The sequence below is a fragment of the Mariniluteicoccus flavus genome, assembly GCF_054776655.1.
In genome coordinates, this window is the sequence record NZ_BAAHBN010000007.1 from 1 (window position 1) to 19,026 (window position 19,026).

The window sequence follows — 19,026 nt, forward strand, 5'->3', positions numbered from 1 at the left end:
GCGTTCGAGGACGGCTTTGATCATCTCGGGCAGGAATCCGCCCTCCCCGGTCAACGCCACGCCCCGCTCACCGGTCGCGGCCATCAACTTGTCGAGCATCGCGTCGTCGAACAGCTCACGACGTAACTGGCGCGCCTCAGGCTCGTCCTCGGCGCCCTTCTTCGGCTTGGTCATAGACACAGTCAATCTCCTTCAATCGGAGACCCCCACTTACACAGACCATCTGACACCCCCCACGGCTACGCTGCGACGAATGGTTGCCGAGACAGCCAACGGCCGTCACGCCACCGGATCGGCCCGCACTCGGCGCACACTGGCCCAGCAACCGCAACGGCAGTTCTCGGCGGTGCACCCAGCCCGACCCGGCGAATATGTTGAGGTCGACTCCACTCCCCTGGACATCGCCGTGGTTCTCGATGAAGGCGTCGTTGGTCGGGTTGAACTATCTGGAATGGTGGACGTGGCAACAAGGACCGTCATGGCCCAAGTCTTGCGTCCAACGACCAAAGCAGTCGATGTCGCGTCCATGCTGGCACACGCACTCACCCCGGAACAGATGCGCCCAGGGTGGACCGAGACCCTGCATATGTCCTATTCGGCTCTTCCGTTCCAAGAGTTGTCCAATATCGACGAACGGATGAGTAATGCCGCGGCGCGGCCGGTGATCATGCCCGAGACGATCGTGATGGATCACGGATCGGTCTACGTGAGCCGGGCCTTCCAAAATGCCTGTCGTACGCTGGGCATCACCATCCAGCCGGCGCATCAGGACACCCCGACAGACAAGCCGCACATCGAACGAACACTCCAATCGGTGGGGACTCTGTTCGCTCAGCACGTGCGCGGATACCTTGGCTCGAGCGTGGAGCGTCGCGGCAAGAACGCCGAGCAAGCAGCCGCATTTAGCATCGTCGAACTTCAACATTCTCCTCGACGAATGGATCGTGACAGGTTGGCAAAACCGTCGCCACCAAGGCCTGCGCGACCCCCTCGCCACGCGGACCGTATTGACCCCGAACGAGATGTACGCCGCGATGGTCGCCGTCGCAGGCTATGTCCCAGTGCCCTTGAGTGCCGATGACTACGTTGAGTTGCAACCAACGGTCAACCGGGTAATCGGCTCGGAAGGCATCAAGGTCAACCACCGCGTCTACGACTGCGAAGCGCTGAACCCCTATCGACACCGGCCCTCCGGCATGACGTCCACAACTAACCGCTGGCCGGTGCACTACGACCCCTACGACGTGACGCGCGTGTGGGTACGCCTTCCTGAAGGTATGACGATGGTCCCCTGGCGACGTCTCGCGGCTGCACCCGCGCCATTCGGTGCCGATGTCTGGCGCCAGTCCCAACAACTGGTCAAGGAACGCGGCGTCGACAGACCGACCGAGGAAGAGATCCACGCCGCAGTCGATGACCTGCTCGACCGGGCGCACAACCCGACAACACCACAGAAGAGGACAACCAAGAAGGCACGACGCACCCGAGCACGCGACAACGCCGCCAGACAGGCCCGCAACGAACGCCAGCCGGTAGCCGACACGACTGACAAGCCTCCCCCTCCCCCGGCCCGGCAAGCGCCCTCGGAACCCATCCCAGACGAAACCCTCGCCAAAGTGATTCCCCTGCCGGTCTACGACGCAGAACAGGAAGCATCCACATGGTGGTGACCAACGAAAGCGAGGATGGACTGGACAGTGTCCGGATCCCGGTAACGACCTTGGAAGGCTGGCGTCGCTTTGTGCAACGCCCTCCCGCAACATTCACTCTTGAACCACCCAGGCTGCATGCAGGGCTGCCTGAGGCGGACCAGCGTTCCTACAACGATCGGCGCATCGCGTACCACTCCGCCTTGGTCGTCGTGCAGACCTCCTCCGTTCGAGAAGTCACGAAACAAGGCCGCAAGCTGATGCTCTTGAACCAACGGGAAGTGAGTGCCCGGCGAGGCCTGATCGTCTCTGGGCCTTGGGCCAGCGGCAAGACCACGTCGATCCACCAGCTCGGCAAGACCCACGAGTTGTCCATACGACGCAAGTACCCCGGTCAGGATCGAATCCCGGTCGTCTACATCACCACCCCACCCAAGGGTTCCCCCAAGAAACTCGCCAGCGAGTTCGCCCATTTCCTCGGACTGCCCAGCACACCACGCCAAAACGTCGTCGACATCGCCGATCGAGTCTGCGATGTCCTGACGTCCAGCAGAACCGACCTCGTCATAGTCGATGAGATTCATAACCTGAACTTGGCCACCAGCGCCGGCGAAGACATGTCCGACCATCTGAAGTACTTCACCGATCATCTGCCCGCAACGTTTGTGTACGCAGGCATCAACGTGGAGTCCACGGGACTGTTCTCGGGAGTTCGCGGCCAACAGATCTCGGGTCGCTACTCCCTCACCAAGACAGGGCCGTTTCCGAACACCGACGAATGGGTTCAGTTGGTGGCGACACTCGAACAAGCACTGCGCCTCGAACGCCACGCCCCAGGCACCTTGGTAGGCCACGCCACATACCTCCACCGGCGCACAGGTGGCAGCATCAGCAGCTTGTCCCACCTTGTCAGGTCCGCAGCGATCGATGCCATCCTCGATGAAACCGAGACTATCGACCGAGATCTGCTCGACCGCGTACAGATCGACCACGCCGCCGAGAGTGTCACCCCACGCCCACCTTTGAGGACTGCTCGTGCGGGCTGAAGACCCGTTAGAGCCACCGCTACGCGCGTTACCAAAGACGGTACGCCCCTTCCCCAACGAGACCACACACTCCTATATTGAGCGGCTCTCACGCGCCAATCGCATACGATCGGACCTCATCCAAACCTTGGTCCGGGCACCTGGTCGCGACCGATTGAATAACTTGGCGGCACTCTCGGGCGTCACCACGCATGTGCTCGCCTTGGCGATTCCCGACCTTGTTGACGGCCGGTCCGCTGTCGGATCGTTGCGAGGTCTCCCTCACCCACCCAGCAGGGCCGCGTGCCGGCGATGCGCACTTCGGCACAGCCCGGACCATGTGTATCCGTTGGTGAGTTACCAACACGATGAGGTCCTCTGCACCAAACACCGGATGTGGATCGGCAATGCCGCAACTCCGCATCAGCAACTGCTGCTCGGAGACATCTACCCCGAGTTGAGCAGAGCCGCTCGACAGCACCGCCACCTCATCAGGGACCTTGGACGCCCGGTGGTGCTGCGCGCCTACGAAGACGCCCGCGAAGTAGCGCTGGTCTACGCAGACCGAGGGCTCCTTCCCGAACGGGTTCGCGAACGCGGCCTCCTACTGCGGGATCAAGTCGACCGCCTCGGCCACGGCATGGTTCTGGAGGCGAGCTCCTACCCTTCCACGGTGGCATTGACCACAATTTTCATCGATTTGCCACGCGGCAAGGACTGGCAGTCCCTCGGCCCTCGGCAAATCGACACGTACAGGAACCAAATCCGCCAGGAGGTCACCGGGCGCTACACACCGACCGGAGCCTATGACGCGTTCTTCCGTATGGCAGCGCGCCCCAGCTCCAGACATAGCCGGCCCTGACATTCATCGACAGGACCCCACCGATCACGGGATTGCCGGGACGGTGGAGACCTGCGCTCGCGGGCGACGCGCTTGGCGAGAGGCCGGACGACGACGGGCTGCTCGGGCATCACCAGCTCGCGAGGACGACGAGGCGCGGCCCAGCGCACCGATGGGTCAGTTACGACCATTTGGCGCGAACGCGGAGCGCAAGGTGACGACGATGACGCGGGCTGCGTCATCGCTGTCGAGCCGACCGGCCGTGACCTCTTCGGCTGCGGCATTCATGCTCAGGTGGGTGACCGCGAGGAGCCAGTCGACAGGCAGATCGCTGCGGAAGACGCCTTCCCGCTGGCCGCGCTCAATCAGGCCCCGCATCCGGGCTTCGGCCTTCTGGTGCATCTCGCGGATGCGAGCCGGCTGCAACTCACGCTGAGCCACCACGAGCACAGCGCGGATGCGCTCCAGGAGCATCCAGCTCGGTGTGATCAGGGCCTCGAACGCCTCGCCTGCATCACCGTCGAGGGGTACGTCGGCCAAGACAGCCTCGGCCCGCTCAAGGCTGTCGGCGAGCGTCGCGTCGATGAGCTCGGCACGGGTCTTGAAATGCCCATAGAGCGTCATCCGGCCGACGCCCGCCTCGGCGGCAATGTCGGCGACGGAGGCATCGGGGTCCTTCCTGAGCGCGTCGGGAGTCGCCGCAAGGATCTTCGCCCGATTGCGCTGAGCGTCTGCCCGCTGGTTGGCCGTCTTACCTCGTCGCACGGGCTTCTGCTCACCCGCGCCAACTGCGGCCTTGTCGTTCGCCATACCCACCCCTAACTCGTACGGGAATATACGAGCTACTATAGCCGTTGGAAGTCGTACACCGATGCTTGACTTCGGTTCAGGGCCCCCGGCCCGTGACAACCCTGTCGAGAACGAAAGGACCAATGGAGCCATGAGAACAACGACGCAGAACAAGAAGGTGCACCATGCCTGAGACGAATGCACCTGCGCCCCGGGCCAGCGCAAAGCAGTGGTGGGGCCTGACGGTCCTGGTGATTCCGTCGACCCTGCTGTTCATGATGCTGACGATCCTGTTCCTGGCGGCCCCGAACATGGCTGCTGATCTGAACCCGACGAGTCCACAGTTGCTGTGGATCCTCGACATCTACGGGTTCGTCATGGCCGGGTTCCTCGTCGCGATGGGTGTCCTTGGCGACAGGATCGGGAAGCGACTGCTCATGGTGATCGGCGCGGCCCTGTTCGGGATCGTGTCCATCGCTGGGGCGTTGACCACCAGTCCCGAGCTGATGATCGCCTGGCGCGCCGTCCTCGGCTTGGGAGGAGCCATGATGCTCCCGTCCACCCTCGGGCTGATCTTCGTGCTCTTTGCCGACCCGAAGATGCGAGGGGTTGCGATCGGCGTGTGGGCTGGCGGGATCTCCGCCGGTGTCGCCCTCGGCCCACTGCTGTCTGGTCTACTGCTGGAGGTCTTCGGCTGGCAGGCGACGTTCCTGGTGGCGGTGCCCGTGATGGCACTGGTGGCCATCGGCGCGCCGCTGCTGCTGCCCGAGCACAAAGATCCGACTGCGAAGATCGATCTGTTCAGCGCACTGCTCTTGGTCGCTTCACTGCTGGCCATCATCTACGGGGTCAAGCGCTTCGCCACCCAAGAACCGGCCGTACCGTCGATCGGCCTACTATTCGCCGGAGCACTGGTCGGGCTGTGGTTCGTGATCCGGCAACTTCGCGCGACCCAGCCCCTGCTGGACGTTCGACTGTTCGCCAACGGCACCGTCAGCGCAGCACTCGCGGTGTTCCTCCTGTCGGCCGCGGCGCTGGGCGGGGTGTACTCGCTGTTCACTCAGTACCTGCAGCAGGTGCAGGGACTCTCGCCCATGCAGGCCGGGCTGTCGATTCTGCCGGCCGCGGCAGTCCTGATCGTCGTCTCGACGCTCTCACCGATGCTCGCCCGGAGATTCCGTCCGGGCAATGTGATCGCAGTCGGGCTGCTCACCCAGGTCGTTGGCTACGTCCTGTTCACCCAGCTGGACGCCGGCACCGGTCTGGCGCTGGTGATCGCGAGCTTCGTCGTCACCTACCCCGGGGTCGCGCCGTCCATGGCGCTGACCACGGACCTGGTGGTGAGCTCGGTCCCGCCGGAGAAGGCCGGCGGTGCCTCCGGGCTCGCGACGACCGTCAACGACCTGGGCATTTCCCTGGGCGTCGCAGTCATCGGCAGCATCGGGATCGCCGCCTATCGCAGCCAGATCACCAGCTCCCTGCCCGATGGCCTGCCACCGGAGGCGGCGGCCGCGGCGCAGACCGGAATCGACGGGGCCATCGCCGCCGCCAAGCAACTGCCCGGCAACCTCGGAGAGTCACTGACGACCGCGGCCCAGCACGCGTTCACCACCGGACTGAACGCCGCAGGGATCACCTCCGCGACCATCGCCGCCGTCGCTGCGATTATCGCCGCCGTCGGACTGCGCCACATCCGCCCCACCGGACAGACGCAGAACGAGGCCGAGAAGGAGCCAGTTCACGAGTCGTGATACCCCGACGCTTCGTGTCCGGCGGCCGAACGAGCCGCCGGACACGAACGCCGACCACTTGCAGCACGAGCACCGGAGGACGGCAGATCCGTCCCGCGAAGAGCCCGCCGAACCACGACGAAGGAGCCACGATGGCCATGCTCGGCCACACCATCGACGCTCTCAGACCGTCACCGACAGTGCGGCGCGTGCTGCGCTGCCTGGTTCGATGCGGCGCGTCAGAGGCATCCACCCCGTCTCTCACACCACGCAGATGCCAAGACCGGGCAAGGGGGCCCAGGTTGCCCCGACGTTGGGAAATTCCACGACGGTGGCAGCTCCACGGACCCGTGGGCGCTCGTCCCGCCACCGGCTGAGGCGCGCTAGCAGACGCTGGCCGTCCATCCTTGCAGGAATACCCCGCGGGGGTATAGTGTTACCGCGTACAGATACCCGCTGGGGGTATCCACATTGAGGAGGAGATTCGATGACTGCCAACGAATACCAGGTGACGGGCATGACCTGCGGGCACTGCGAGATGTCGGTCCGCGAGGAGGTCAGCGAGGTCTCCGGCGTCACCGACATCGAGGTCAGTGCGCAGACCGGCAAGCTCGTCGTCTCCGGTTCCGGCGAGGTCGACGACGCGAAGGTTCTGGCCGCGGTCGAGGAAGCCGGCTACACGGCGGTGCGTGTGTGATGAAGGCACCAGTCAGGCTCGCTGCCTACGGCGCTGGGCTGGTGGTGGCGTTCGGTGCAGCCTTCGGGCTCGCCGGCGTCGCCGTCCCTGACAGCGCCGTCGCCGCCTGGGCCCAGAGCAGCGACTCGGGCTCGCACGGCGAGGGTCACGGCGCCGAAGAGAAATCCGTGGAGCATGCGATCAACGGCGTGTCGGCCAGTGCCGCCGGCTACGCCCTTTCCCCCGTGACAGCGCCCTCTGGTACCGACGATGCGGGCGTGCTGAGCTTCCGGATCCTTGATGAGGACGGGCAGCCGGTGACGAAGTACACGACGGCTCACGAGAAAGACCTGCACCTGATCGTGGTGCGCACCGACGGGACGCAGTTCCGCCACGTGCACCCGGACTTGGACGAGGCCACCGGCACCTGGCAGGTGCCGTCGTGGAGCTGGGACAAGGCGGGAACGTACCGCGTGTACACCGACTTCACCCCGGTCGGGCAGGACGCCGAGGCCGTCACGCTCAGCCGCGCCGTCGAGGTCGCCGGTGACCACGCCCCGGTCGAGGCGAAGGTCTCGCGCACCGACGAGGTCGACGGGTACACCGTCACCTTGGACGGGGGCCTGAGCGCCCGCAGCACGAGCGAACTGACGGCCACCGTCGAGCGCAATGGTAAGCCGGTCACGGCACTGCAGCCATACCTCGGCGCGTTCGGCCACCTAGTCGCGTTGCGCGAGGGCGATCTGGCCTACCTGCACGTGCACCCCACCGGCCGAGAACCCCAAACGGGCGACACCGGGGGCCCGGAGATCGGCTTCGCCGCCGAGGTCCCCACCGCCGGCCGATACCTGCTGTACCTGGACTTCCAGGTCGATGGCAAGGTCCGCACCGCCGAGTTCGTGGTCGACGCCAATCACTGACCCAATTCGTGTGACGACCCGACACAGCTCTGGTCGCCGCAGGGCTGAGAGAAAGAAGGACTGAGGATGACTGCACCAACCCCGCTCGTTGCGAACTCCGGTATCGAACTCCAGATCGGCGGGATGACCTGCGCCTCCTGCGCGAACCGGATCGAGAAGAAGCTCAACAAGCTCGACGGCGTCTCGGCCACGGTCAACTACGCCACCGAGAAGGCCAAGGTCACCGTGCCCGACGGGTACGACCCCGCCGTGCTGGTCGCCGAGGTCGAGAAGACCGGGTACTCCGCCGCCATGCCCCAGCCCAAGGACGCGAAGCCGTCGGGTCAGACCGAGGACGGCGACCAGGCTCCCGACTCCGAGCTGATGTCGCTCAAGCACCGCCTCATCGGTGCGATCGTGCTCACCGTCCCGGTGATCGCCATGGCGATGGTCCCCGCGCTCCAGTTCACCTACTGGCAGTGGGCCTCCCTCGCGCTTGCCGCACCGGTGATCGTGTGGGCGGCGTGGCCGTTCCACAAGGCAGCCTGGACCAACCTGCGCCACGGCACCGCGACCATGGACACCCTCATCTCGATGGGCACGACCGCGGCGTTCCTGTGGTCGCTCTACGCCCTGTTCCTCGGCACCGCGGGGACACCGGGGATGACCCATCCCTTCGAGTTCACCATCGCTCCGTCCGATGGAGCCGGGAACATCTACCTCGAGGCCGCGGCCGGGGTGACCATGTTCATCCTCGCCGGCCGCTACTTCGAGAAGCGCTCCAAACGCCAGGCCGGTGCCGCGCTGCGCTCACTGCTCGAACTCGGCGCGAAGGAAGTCTCGGTGCTGCGCGGCGGGGCAGAAGTCAAGATCCCGACCGCCGAACTGGCCGTCGGCGACGAGTTCGTCGTCCGCCCTGGCGAGAAGATCGCCACCGACGGCACGGTTGCCTCCGGGGCGTCGGCCGTGGACGCCTCCATGCTCACCGGAGAGTCCGTGCCCGTGGAGGTCCGCGAAGGCGATCCCGTCACGGGTGCGACCGTCAATGCTGGCGGCCGCCTGGTCATTCGCGCCACCCGCGTCGGATCGGACACCCAACTGGCACAGATGGCCAAACTCGTCGAGGACGCCCAGACCGGCAAGGCCGCGGTCCAGCGCCTGGCCGACCGGATCTCCGGCGTGTTCGTCCCGATCGTCATCGCCATCTCGGTCATCGCCCTCGGCGCATGGCTCGGTGCCGGATTCCCCGTCTCCGCCGCCTTCACCGCAGCGGTCGCGGTCCTGGTCATCGCCTGCCCCTGCGCCCTGGGTCTGGCCACCCCGACCGCGCTGCTGGTCGGCACCGGCCGCGGCGCACAGATGGGCGTCCTCATCAAAGGCCCCGAGGTGCTGGAGTCCACCCGCACAGTCGACACCGTCGTCCTCGACAAGACCGGTACGGTCACCACCGGCAATATGACCCTAGTCGACGCGATCACTGAACCGGGCACCGACCGCACCGAGTTGCTCCGCCTGGCAGGCGCATTGGAGGACGCCTCCGAACACCCGATCGCCCAGGCCATCGCCAAGGGCGCGGTCCAGGAGGTCGGGCAGCTGCCCACGCCCGAGAACTTCGCGAACATCGAAGGCAAGGGCGTCCGGGGAGTCATCGATGGCCACGGCGTGCTCGTCGGCCGGGAGTCCCTGCTGGCCGACTGGTCCCAGCACCTCTCCCCCGTCGTCGCCGCCGCCAAGGCCGCAGCCGAGGACGAGGGCAAGACCGTCGTCGCCGTCGGCTGGGAAGGACAGGCTCGCGGGATCCTCGTCGTCGCCGACACCGTCAAGCCCACCAGTGCCGAGGCGATCCAGGGCCTGGAGGACCTGGGCCTGACCCCCGTGCTGCTCACTGGCGACAACGAGGCCGTCGCCCGCCGGATCGCCGCCGAGGTCGGCATCGACCAGGTCATCGCCGAGGTCCTGCCCAAGGACAAGGTCGACGTCGTCACCCGACTCCAGGAAGAGGGCAAGGTCGTCGCCATGGTCGGCGACGGCGTCAACGACGCCCCCGCCCTCGCCCAAGCCGATCTGGGCCTGGCGATGGGCACCGGCACCGACGTCGCCATCGAAGCCTCCGACATCACCCTCGTGCGCGGGGACCTGCGGGCCGCGGTCGACGCCATCCGGCTCTCCCGCAGGAGCCTCAGCACGATCAAGACCAACCTGTTCTGGGCGTTCGCCTACAACGTCGCGGCCATCCCGGTCGCTGCGCTGGGCATGCTCCACCCCATGCTCGCAGGCGCGGCGATGGCGTTCTCCAGCGTCTTCGTCGTCGGCAACAGCCTCCGCCTGCGCGGATTCGGCAGTGTCGCCAAGCAGTGACCCCGCAGAACCCACACCCAACCACACGAAACACGAAAGGCATTCCTCGAGAATGAGCAACGAACACCAGAACTCCGACAGCTGCTGCAGCACCTCCTCCGCACCGGAGGCATCCTCCCCCAAGGCGCCTATCAGCGCCGGTTCCAGCTGCTGCGGCACAGCCGGCACAGAAAACCCCGCCGCCGACTTCGGCCATCGCGAAAACCTCCTCGTCCAAGGAAGCGACGCCACGACCACCTGCCCCGTCATGGTCGGCAATCCGGTCAACAAACAGGACGCCGAAGAAAAGGGCCTCTTCCGTGACTACGACGGGCAGCGCTACTGGCTCTGCTGCCCAGGCTGCGGACCGACCTTCGACTCCGATCCAGCCAAGTACGCCGCCAACATGGCCTGATCCTTCGACGCACCCGGGGCTGCAGCATCACTGCTGCCGCCCGGGGTCGACTGGATCGTCGCTGAGCGATTCCACGCCGCCGATCGACATTTGGAAGATACCCCAGAGGGGTATAGTTTGCTCGGACCAGAATCAATAGGAGACTTTATGCGTAAGCGCCTCACGACCACCGTCGCCGCAGGAGTGCTCGGAGGAGCACTCGTGCTCACTGGCTGCAGCACCGGAGGAGACCAGGACCAAGCGACCCCCTCGTCGACCAGCCAGCACGAGGGCCACGGAAGCAGTGGCAGCGGCTCTGACAGCGGCGGGATGGAGCACCCGATGGACGGCGGGCCTGCTCCCGCGGGCATTGAGAAGGCTGCGTCTGCCAAGTACCCCGTCGGCACCGAGGTCACGCTCACTGCTGACCACATGGAGGGCATGGATGGCGCGAAGGCCACGATCGCCGGGGCATTCGACACCTCCACCTACGCGGTGAACTTCACACCCACCTCCGGCGGGGAGCCGATCACCGACCACAAGTGGGTTGTCCAGGAGGAGATCAAAGACGCCGGCGACCAGCGCCTGGCCGACGGCACCGAGGTCACCCTGGAGGCCGAACACATGAAGGGCATGAAGGACGCGAAGGCCACCATTGCCTCCTCCACCGACGAGACCGTCTACATGGTCGACTACGAGGCTGACGGAATGAAGATGACCAACCACAAGTGGGTCGTCGAGAGCGAGATCAAGCCGGCCTCCTGAGCCGTCCGTCGGAGCCCCAGAAGGCCCGTGGCGAGATAGACCAGACCCGATCGAGGGGAAGCGAGAGCAATGACGAACCCGTCCACGCACCACCACGGCGACGCCGACGAGGCCGTGCACGGCGAGCCCGACGCCGTCACGGCGACCGACGGCGCGCACGCGGCGCACGACGGCCATGGCATGGACCACGCCGGACACGACGATCACGGCAGCGGCCATGGCGGACATGCCGGGCATGGGGACCACGTGGGCCAGTTCCGCCGGTTGTTCTGGATCAACCTCGTCATCGCGGTCCCCGTGGTCGCGCTCTCCCCCATGTTCGCCATGCTTCTGGGGTACTCCGTGCCCGGCTGGGCGGGCTGGGCCGCTGCGGTGCTCGGCACCGTCATGTACGCCTGGGGCGGCACGCCGTTCCTCACCGGTGCTTGGAGCGAACTCAAGAGCCGTCAGCCCGGGATGATGTTGCTGATCGCGCTCGGCATCACCGTGGCGTTCCTCGCCTCCTGGGCCGCCACCGTCGGGCTCGTTCACCACGAGCTCGAGTTCTGGTGGGAGCTGGCGCTGCTGATCGTCATCATGCTCCTCGGCCACTGGATCGAGATGCGCTCCCTGGCCCAGACCACCTCCGCGCTCGATTCCCTCGCCGCACTGCTGCCCGACGAGGCCGAGCGCGTCGAGGGCGACGACGTCATCAAGGTCGACCCGACTGACCTCCGCATCGGCGACGTCGTCATCGTCCGCCCCGGCGGCAGCGTTCCCGCCGACGGCACCGTCGTCGACGGCCGCGCCGACATGGACGAGTCCATGATCACCGGAGAGTCACGCCCGGTCGCCCGCGGCGAGGGCGACCAGGTCACCGCCGGCACCGTGGCCACCGACTCCGGCCTACGCGTGGAGATCACCGCCACCGGCGACGACACCGCACTGGCCGGCATCAACAGGCTCGTCGCCGAGGCGCAAGGCTCCTCCTCCCGCGCGCAGCGCATCGCCGACCGCGCCGCCGCCCTGCTGTTCTGGTTCGCCCTCGGAGCGGCCCTGATCACGGCAGTCGTCTGGACGCTCTTCGGGCTGCCTGATGAGGCCGTAGTGCGCACCGTCACCGTGCTGGTCATCGCCTGCCCCCACGCCCTGGGCCTGGCGATCCCACTGGTCGTGTCCATCGCCACCGAGCGCGCCGCGCGCGGCGGTGTCCTGATCAAGGACCGCCTCGCCCTGGAATCGATGCGGCAAGTCGATGCAGTTCTGTTCGACAAGACCGGCACGTTGACCCGGGGCGAGCCCATTGTCACCGGCGTCGAGCCGACCGAAGACCAGGACGCCGACCAAGTGCTCGCCCTGGCCGCCTCCGCCGAGGCCGACAGCGAGCACCCCCTCGCCCGGGCCATCGTCGCCGCCGCCAAGGAACGCGGTCTCGCCCTCAAGCCGGCCGGCGGGTTCACCTCCTCGCCTGCGGTCGGCGTCACCGCGACCGTGGCCGGCCAGGAGATTCGCGTCGGCGGACCTCGACTGCTCGAAGAGACCAGGCAGAACGAGATCGATGCCGCCGAAATCTGGCGAACCGAGGGCGCGATCATCCTGCACGTCCTGCAGAACGGCGACGTGATCGGCGGCCTCAAGCTCGCCGACGAGGTCCGCCCGGAGTCCAGCGACGCCGTCGAAGCGCTGCACCGGCTCGGCGTCGAGGTCGTCATGATCACCGGCGACGCCGAGGCCGTCGCGAACGAGGTCGGCCAGGAACTCGGCATCGACCGCGTCTTCGCCGGGGTCCGCCCCGAAGACAAGTCCGCCACGGTCGCCGCGCTGCAGCACGAGGGCAAGAAGGTCGCCATGGTCGGCGACGGCGTCAACGACGCCCCCGCACTCGCCCAAGCCGACGTCGGCATCGCCATCGGAGCCGGAACAGACGTCGCCATCGCCTCCGCCGGCGTCATCCTCGCCAGCTCCGACCCGCGCAGCGTCCTCTCGGTCATCCAGCTCTCCCGCGCCGCCTATCGGAAGATGAAGCAGAATCTGTGGTGGGCCGCCGGCTACAACCTCATCTCCGTCCCGCTCGCGGCCGGCGTCCTCGCCCCCATCGGGTTCGTCCTGCCCATGTCGATCGGCGCGATCCTGATGTCCCTGTCCACCGTCGTCGTCGCGCTCAACGCCCAGCTACTGCGGCGCATCGACCTCACCCCAGAAGCCAGCACCCGCTCCGTCCTGGAGCACCACAAGTGAAGGACACCCCCATGAACACCGACACCACCGAGATCGGGTCCGACACCGGGACTCATCAACACGGCTACATCAGCGACAAGGACCGCTACCGCAGCCGAATGAAACGCATCGAAGGCCAGGCTCGCGGCATCGGCAAGATGATCGACGACGAGAAGTACTGCATCGACATTCTCACCCAGGTCTCCGCGCTCACCCGGGCCCTGCAGGGCGTGGCGACCGGCCTACTCGACGACCATCTCAAGCACTGCGTCCTCGACGCCGCCAAGCAAGGCGACAACGACGCCGCCATCGCCAAGATCCAGGAAGCCACCGACGCCATCAACCGCCTCGTCCGCTCCTAAGAACCAAGCCCACCCGTCACGCCCCTGGCGGCGGACTCGACCAAGGGTTACGCGAGGCTCGCCAGCGGCGCCACATCGACCAATTCTCAACCAATCGAACTGGCCATATTCGATCCGGCCCCCACCCGCTATGAAGCGTGCGAAGCAGAATCCCAAGTATCCAGTGGGGGCTCCCAAGTCAGTTTGCCTCAGGTTGGATGCAAAATATCCGTCGCTGTGGTTGCATCCAACCTGAGGCACCGCGTCAGAATCGACGCTCGTGCCTCATCATGGATGCAACCTGACAACGGCAAGCCGCGATCCGAACCTCGTTCCCGGCGATCTTGTACACGAGGCGGTGTTCATCGGTGATGCGACGGGACCAATAGCCCGCGAAGTCGTGCTTCAACGGTTCCGGCTTGCCGATGCCCTCGTTGCCGTGCCGCTGAATGTCCACGAGCAGCCCGTTGATCCGCTTCAGAGTCTTGCGATCCTGCACCTGCCACCACAGGTAGTCATCCCAGGCGTGTTCGTCCCACACAAGCAGCACGTCAGTCGGCCTCGCAGATCTGGTGCGCCTGCCCCTTCCCGCTCTCGAGGCTCTCCATCGCGTCAAGCAGTCGCCGTGCGTTGGCCGGAGACCGCATCAGATAGGCCGTCTCACGCAGGGACTCGTAGTCTTCGAGAGACACGATGACCACGGACTCGTGGCCCGCCCGGGTGATGATGACCTCTTCCCGGTCGTTGGCGACAGCGTCGAGCACCTCCGCATAGTGCGCTCGCGACTCCGTGTAACTCATTGTTCTCATGGTGAGCCTCCTGTACAGAAAAGTGTACGGCATGAGGTGACCCCAAGCACCGCCCCGGCCCAACGATCTCGCTGCGCATTCTGACCGCTCGGATGGCGGAGTTGAGCCGTGACTACGCGGTTCAACTCCACCACCCGCTCGGTAAGTCCGCGATGACGATCGCCTGCGGGCAGCCACACTCGACTACAGTCACGTTCCGTGAACGCGATCACCGACGCCGCCCGATCAGCGCGCGACCTCGTGGCCGGCATCACCCCGCACGACGATCTCGAGCGTGCCCAGGTCGCGGACGCGCTCGCCTGGCTGGACTCCACCGATGACGTGTTCCGCCGAAGCGTCACGCCGGTCGCTCCGGACAAGCACCTCGTGTCACCACTGTTCCTCACCGTCACGCAGACCCGCGGCTCCAGGCCCGATCCGCTGACGGAACGTCCGGCGGACCGCAGAACGAAGCCATCGGTGAGCCCCGTCTGCATCGAACCGCGGGTGCCAGGCCATGCCGATCATCAACGAGGGAAGCTCCACGGGAATGTCGATCAGCTGCAGTCCCATGCTCACAGCCACGCCAGTCAGCAAGGACGGGGCCTCATCCGCAGGCCCGGCTGGAACGAGGCACACGAAGTCGGTTCGCGCGGCGAGGGACATCGCCGACACGTGGCTCGGCACGACGATGCCCACGCGACGCTCGAGCTGCAGTCCGGCCAGTGCCGCGTCGAGGGGGCCGGAGAAGCGCCCTCGACGACTCACGACCACGTGTCGGGCGGCCGCCAGCCGTTCCGGGGTGACGACTCCTCGGGTGAGATGGTGTCCAGACCTCACGGCCGCCACCATACGCAGCCTGACGAGCTCGTCGACCCTGGTCTCCGGGTCCACATGATCGATCGATCCCACTTCCAGGTCGATCCGGCCGTCGCGAAGCCCAGGGCTCGCCTCGCCCTCCTCGGGACGAAACCTGAAAGTCACTCCGGGGGCCTCCTCGTTGGCGAACCGCAGGAGCGAGGGAGCCATCGCCGCAGCCACGACATCGGCTGACTGGATCGAGAAGGTCGCCTCCAGGAGCGCGGGTTCGACCTTGGGACCCGGACCCAACAGCGCTCCGAGTCCGCCAGACTCCGCATTCACTGGTCCCCTGGAGCAGGCAGCGCTCATCCGCGAGAGCGCAGTTGGTCGGCTCGAACGTCGCAGGCGACTGGCGTACCGCTCGCTTCGTGGCGCACATGACGGCCCCGGTGAGGTCGTACGCCGTGTTCATCAGCGACGGCGGACCCGAGCTTCGGACTCTGGCTCCTTCAGCCGCAGAGCGCGCCGCCGAGCGACTGCGCCACCTCATGTACACACCAGGTGTCGGCACCTGGTTCACCATGGAGGTGCTCGTGCGACGCGAGGGCACCGCCGACACCCGGTTCGACTATGACTCGCAGCCCGCGTTCCACGTCCCTCCGTCCGACCTGGCGTACGTCGAGGACGCAAGGGTCTTCCCGCGGGACGCCGCGCACACTCCGGACTGGTTGGCGGACAAGCTCGCCGAGGCCCCTGACTAGACTTTTCCCATGGAATTCCCGCGTACGCCCCAGCTCCTCGTCCTCCATGACGCCGACTGCGGCTTCTGCACCCGGTGCGCGGCGTACATCCCGCGTATCAGCTCCGGCATCGAGGTCTCCTCGATCCAGGCCGCGGACCTCCAGGCGCTCGGCATCGATCCCGATCGCGCCGTGGCCGAGATGCCGGCGGTCACCGCCGAGGGCCGTGTCGCGTGGGGACACCACGCCTGGGCCGAGATCCTGAAGTGCGGGCCGCTCCCCCTCCGCCTCGCCGGTCACGCCCTCGACTCGCGTCTGCTCGAGCGCCCCGCCTCCGCCGTCTACGGCTGGGTGGCGGCCAACCGCCATCGCCTGACGGGCGGTACGCAGGCCTGCGCGATGCCCGCCAACCCCGCAACGAAAGGCTGAGCCCATGGACGCGATGCCCCTCCCCCTCGGGTCGTACGCCGGCACCTGCGCCTTCCGGCTGATGCCCACCGACGACCTGGTGCGCGGAGAGTCCAGCGCGGCCGACGGCGCCCAGTCCGGCACCCTCCTGCTCGGCTCCCCCGACGACGACGGCTCCCTGACCGCGGCCTGGGTCGAATCGTGGCACCAGAAGCCCCAGCTCGGCCAGCTCACCGGACGCGTCACCGACGACACGGTCCACCTCGCGATGACCTATTCCGGCTGGGGCTGGACCATCGAGCTCTCCCCCACCGACGGCGGCCTCCGCATGCGCATGGACAACGTCATCCCCGACGGCGTCGACGAGGCTGAACCGGGCCCCTATGTCGTGATGGACGCCCACTGGATCACCACTGAGAACCTCACCGACGCCCAGGGCTGACCCGATGGAACTGGCCGCCACGCACGACATCCTCCCGAATCCGTGACCGCCTTCGCCGAACGTCTCGCGGCAATCGTCGTCGAGGCAAGCAATCCCGACGACGCCCTGGCCAAGGCGCGGTTCTTCAGGGCCGGTCCCGGCGAGAACCCCGAGGGCGACCGCTTCGTCGGCGTCAGCGTCCCCGCGCTGCGCGCGATCGCCCGGGATGCGAGGAAGAGCGTCACCCTCGACGACCTCGATTCCCTTCTGGACAACGACATCCACGAGGTACGCCTGCTCGCGGCCATCCTCCTTTCCGAACTGTCCAAGCCGAAGCGGACGCCACCCAGAATCAAGGACGCCATCGTCGACCTCGTCGTGCGCCGCACCGATCGCCTCGACAACTGGGACCTCGTCGACACCGTCGCACCGCACACGCTCGGCCCGTGGCTGGTCGGAAAGTCCACGGAAAAAAGGGATGCCGTCCTCGATCCGCTGGTCACCTCTCCCCTGCTCTGGCGCCGCAGGCTCGCGATGGTCGCCATGCTGGGCCCCATCCGCGCCGGCGAGACCGCGCTCCCCCTGTCGGTCGCCGCCCGGCTGCTGCACGACGACGAGGACCTCATCCACAAGGCGGTCGGTTGGATGCTCAAGGAGCTCGGATCGCGCGACCGCGCAGCCGTCGCCGCCTTCCTCGAGAAGCACGCCGCAACGATGCCGCGCACTGCCCTCCGGTACGCCGTGGAGAAGCACGAGCCAGGCGTACGCAGGCGCCTCCTCGACCGGCGCTGAGGCACCCCGGAACTGGTTTGCCCAACGGCAGGAGACCGTCTAGATTGCATCGCATCTGATAATCATGTGCAGTTAGGAGCCCTCATGAGCCTTCCCCGCCGCGCCCTCGTCGCCGCCGCAGCGACCGCCCTGCTTGCCACCACCGCCTGCAATGCCGGCGGCCAGGCCGCCACCGCACCCGAGTCGAAGCCGCCACGCGTCGAGATCTCAGGGCCCCGCGTCGCGGCGACCTACGACGGCGGGCTCATGGTGCTGGACGGAGACTCGCTCAAGGTCGTCGCCGACATCCCCCACCCGGGCTTCCTGCGGCTCAACCCCGCGGGCGACCAGCGGCACGCGTTCGTGTCCAACGCCGACAGCTTCCAGCTCCTCGACACCGGCGTGGAGGCGCAGGGCCATGGCGACCACTTCCACTACTACGCCACCACGCCGGGGCTGACGAAGACCGTCTTCCCCGCGCCCAAGGCAGGCCATGCGGTGCGCCACGAGGACAAGGTCGCGCTGTGGTCCGACGGCGCCGGCACCGTGCAGGTGCACAAGGTCGCCGACCTGACGAAGGGGCCCGCACAGAAGCCGACCTGGACCGCCCCCCACGCCCACCACGGCGTCGCGGTCCCGCTCCACGACGAGCAGCTCCTCGTCTCGGTGGGCGACGAGAAGACGCGTACGGGTGCCGCCGTCATCGACTCCGGGGGCAAGACCATCACCGAGAGCAAGGACTGCCCCGGCCTCCACGGCGAGAGCGTGGCCAAGGACGACCACGTCGTGATCGGCTGCACCGACGGCGCGCTCGTCTTCGACGGCAAGCAGTTCACCAAGGTGAAGGCACCGGACGCCTACGGCCGCATCGGCAACCAGGCGGGCTCCGAGGCCTCGCCGGTCACCCTCGGCGACTACAAGGTCGACAAGGACGCCGAGCTCGAGCGCCCGACCCGCATCAGCCTCATCGACAGCGTGGCCAAGGAACTCAAGCTGGTCGACCTCGGCGCGTCCTACAGCTTCCGTTCGCTGGGTCGCGGCCCCAAGGGCGAGGCGCTGGTCCTGACCACTGACGGCAACCTCACCGTCATCGACCCGACGACGGGCGCCATCACCAACCGCATCAAGGTGACCGCACCGTGGGAGGAGCCGATCAAGTGGCAGCGCGAGCGCCCCACGCTCGCCGTGTCCGGCGGCGTCGCCCTCGTGACCGAGCCGTCCACGAACACCGTGCATGCCGTCCATCTCGCCAGCCAGAAGGTCGTCGACTCGGTGAAACTCCCGCACGCGCCCAACGAGATCGTCTCGTTGGTCCAGGGCGAGCAGCACGAGCACAAGGACTGACCCGACCGACAGCGAAAGGTCACGGGGGTGGGCTGCGCAAGCAGCCCACCCCCGAGTCCGTGTGCCGCCCCGCCAGACGAAGATGGAGCCGACCAGCTTCAACGACGAAGG

Annotated in this window: 21 protein-coding genes; 17 read left to right on the forward strand and 4 right to left on the reverse strand. The window is 66.8% G+C overall.

What is annotated here, in order from left to right; all coding sequences use genetic code 11:
- Nucleotides 1-253: 253 nt before the first annotated feature.
- The 4 genes from ACYVAG_RS12230 (at nucleotide 254) to ACYVAG_RS12245 (ending at nucleotide 3,536) form a co-directional block, all read left to right on the forward strand.
- Nucleotides 254-1,081: a hypothetical protein gene (locus ACYVAG_RS12230; protein ID WP_460770045.1), complete on the forward strand. Its 828-nt coding sequence runs from the start codon at nucleotides 254-256 to the stop codon at nucleotides 1,079-1,081.
- A complete protein-coding gene (locus tag ACYVAG_RS12235) occupies nucleotides 1,068-1,670 on the forward strand; it encodes a Mu transposase C-terminal domain-containing protein (RefSeq protein ID WP_460770046.1) in 603 nt (200 codons plus the stop codon). The genes ACYVAG_RS12230 and ACYVAG_RS12235 overlap by 14 nt, the downstream gene beginning before the upstream one ends.
- Nucleotides 1,661-2,695: a TniB family NTP-binding protein gene (locus tag ACYVAG_RS12240; RefSeq protein ID WP_460770048.1), complete on the forward strand. Its 1,035-nt coding sequence runs from the start codon at nucleotides 1,661-1,663 to the stop codon at nucleotides 2,693-2,695. Before ACYVAG_RS12235 ends, ACYVAG_RS12240 begins: the two co-directional genes overlap by 10 nt.
- Before the next feature lie 373 nt (nucleotides 2,696-3,068).
- Nucleotides 3,069-3,536, forward strand: coding sequence for a hypothetical protein (locus ACYVAG_RS12245; RefSeq protein ID WP_460770050.1), 468 nt, complete (start codon nucleotides 3,069-3,071; stop codon nucleotides 3,534-3,536).
- A 156-nt stretch (nucleotides 3,537-3,692) separates the two neighbouring features.
- Here ACYVAG_RS12245 and ACYVAG_RS12250 read toward each other — a convergent pair whose 3' ends face one another.
- Entirely contained in the window at nucleotides 3,693-4,325 is a 633-nt protein-coding gene (locus tag ACYVAG_RS12250) for a TetR/AcrR family transcriptional regulator (protein WP_460770052.1), read from the reverse strand.
- 254 nt (nucleotides 4,326-4,579) lie between these two features.
- Here ACYVAG_RS12250 and ACYVAG_RS12255 point away from each other — a divergent pair, with 254 nt between their 5' ends.
- From ACYVAG_RS12255 to ACYVAG_RS12290, 8 genes are all read left to right on the forward strand, one after another.
- Entirely contained in the window at nucleotides 4,580-6,055 is a 1,476-nt protein-coding gene (locus tag ACYVAG_RS12255; protein WP_460770054.1) for an MFS transporter, read from the forward strand.
- 466 nt (nucleotides 6,056-6,521) lie between these two features.
- On the forward strand, nucleotides 6,522-6,731 hold the full coding sequence (locus ACYVAG_RS12260; RefSeq protein WP_460770055.1) for a heavy-metal-associated domain-containing protein: 210 nt from the start codon (nucleotides 6,522-6,524) through the stop codon (nucleotides 6,729-6,731).
- A complete protein-coding gene (locus ACYVAG_RS12265) occupies nucleotides 6,731-7,630 on the forward strand; it encodes a heavy-metal-associated domain-containing protein (RefSeq protein ID WP_460770057.1) in 900 nt (299 codons plus the stop codon). The genes ACYVAG_RS12260 and ACYVAG_RS12265 overlap by 1 nt, the downstream gene beginning before the upstream one ends.
- 66 nt (nucleotides 7,631-7,696) lie before the next feature.
- A complete protein-coding gene (locus ACYVAG_RS12270; protein ID WP_460770058.1) occupies nucleotides 7,697-9,967 on the forward strand; it encodes a heavy metal translocating P-type ATPase in 2,271 nt (756 codons plus the stop codon).
- 52 nt (nucleotides 9,968-10,019) lie between these two features.
- Entirely contained in the window at nucleotides 10,020-10,361 is a 342-nt protein-coding gene (locus tag ACYVAG_RS12275; protein ID WP_460770060.1) for a hypothetical protein, read from the forward strand.
- Between the two features lie 147 nt (nucleotides 10,362-10,508).
- On the forward strand, nucleotides 10,509-11,105 hold the full coding sequence (locus tag ACYVAG_RS12280) for a YdhK family protein (protein ID WP_460770062.1): 597 nt from the start codon (nucleotides 10,509-10,511) through the stop codon (nucleotides 11,103-11,105).
- A 69-nt stretch (nucleotides 11,106-11,174) separates the two neighbouring features.
- The gene (locus tag ACYVAG_RS12285) at nucleotides 11,175-13,322 is read left to right on the forward strand and encodes a heavy metal translocating P-type ATPase (RefSeq protein ID WP_460742078.1); all 2,148 of its coding nucleotides are present in this window, start codon (nucleotides 11,175-11,177) and stop codon (nucleotides 13,320-13,322) included.
- Nucleotides 13,323-13,333: 11 nt separating this feature from the next.
- A complete protein-coding gene (locus ACYVAG_RS12290) occupies nucleotides 13,334-13,663 on the forward strand; it encodes a metal-sensitive transcriptional regulator (protein ID WP_460770064.1) in 330 nt (109 codons plus the stop codon).
- A 244-nt stretch (nucleotides 13,664-13,907) separates the two neighbouring features.
- Here ACYVAG_RS12290 and ACYVAG_RS12295 read toward each other — a convergent pair whose 3' ends face one another.
- The 3 genes from ACYVAG_RS12295 to ACYVAG_RS12305 all read right to left on the reverse strand — a co-directional run bounded on the left by ACYVAG_RS12295 (nucleotide 13,908) and on the right by ACYVAG_RS12305 (nucleotide 15,600).
- A complete protein-coding gene (locus tag ACYVAG_RS12295) occupies nucleotides 13,908-14,192 on the reverse strand; it encodes a Txe/YoeB family addiction module toxin (RefSeq protein ID WP_460770066.1) in 285 nt (94 codons plus the stop codon).
- Between the two features lies 1 nt (nucleotide 14,193).
- On the reverse strand, nucleotides 14,194-14,451 hold the full coding sequence (locus ACYVAG_RS12300; RefSeq protein WP_460770068.1) for a type II toxin-antitoxin system Phd/YefM family antitoxin: 258 nt from the start codon (nucleotides 14,449-14,451) through the stop codon (nucleotides 14,194-14,196).
- Between the two features lie 369 nt (nucleotides 14,452-14,820).
- Nucleotides 14,821-15,600, reverse strand: a complete 780-nt coding sequence (locus tag ACYVAG_RS12305) for a LysR substrate-binding domain-containing protein (protein WP_460770070.1) — start codon at nucleotides 15,598-15,600, stop codon at nucleotides 14,821-14,823.
- Between the two features lie 59 nt (nucleotides 15,601-15,659).
- On the opposite strand from ACYVAG_RS12305, the gene ACYVAG_RS12310 reads away from it, so the two are divergent.
- The 5 genes from ACYVAG_RS12310 to aztD all read left to right on the forward strand — a co-directional run bounded on the left by ACYVAG_RS12310 (nucleotide 15,660) and on the right by aztD (nucleotide 18,915).
- Complete coding sequence (locus ACYVAG_RS12310; RefSeq protein ID WP_460770072.1) at nucleotides 15,660-15,992, forward strand: hypothetical protein; 333 nt, start codon at nucleotides 15,660-15,662, stop codon at nucleotides 15,990-15,992.
- Between the two features lie 9 nt (nucleotides 15,993-16,001).
- Nucleotides 16,002-16,400, forward strand: a complete 399-nt coding sequence (locus tag ACYVAG_RS12315) for a thiol-disulfide oxidoreductase DCC family protein (RefSeq protein WP_460770074.1) — start codon at nucleotides 16,002-16,004, stop codon at nucleotides 16,398-16,400.
- Between the two features lie 4 nt (nucleotides 16,401-16,404).
- Nucleotides 16,405-16,821: a hypothetical protein gene (locus tag ACYVAG_RS12320; protein ID WP_460770076.1), complete on the forward strand. Its 417-nt coding sequence runs from the start codon at nucleotides 16,405-16,407 to the stop codon at nucleotides 16,819-16,821.
- A gap of 42 nt (nucleotides 16,822-16,863) precedes the next feature.
- Nucleotides 16,864-17,592, forward strand: coding sequence for a DNA alkylation repair protein (locus ACYVAG_RS12325; RefSeq protein ID WP_460770077.1), 729 nt, complete (start codon nucleotides 16,864-16,866; stop codon nucleotides 17,590-17,592).
- 84 nt (nucleotides 17,593-17,676) lie between these two features.
- The gene (gene aztD / locus ACYVAG_RS12330; protein ID WP_460770079.1) at nucleotides 17,677-18,915 is read left to right on the forward strand and encodes a zinc metallochaperone AztD; all 1,239 of its coding nucleotides are present in this window, start codon (nucleotides 17,677-17,679) and stop codon (nucleotides 18,913-18,915) included.
- Nucleotides 18,916-19,026: the final 111 nt, after the last annotated feature.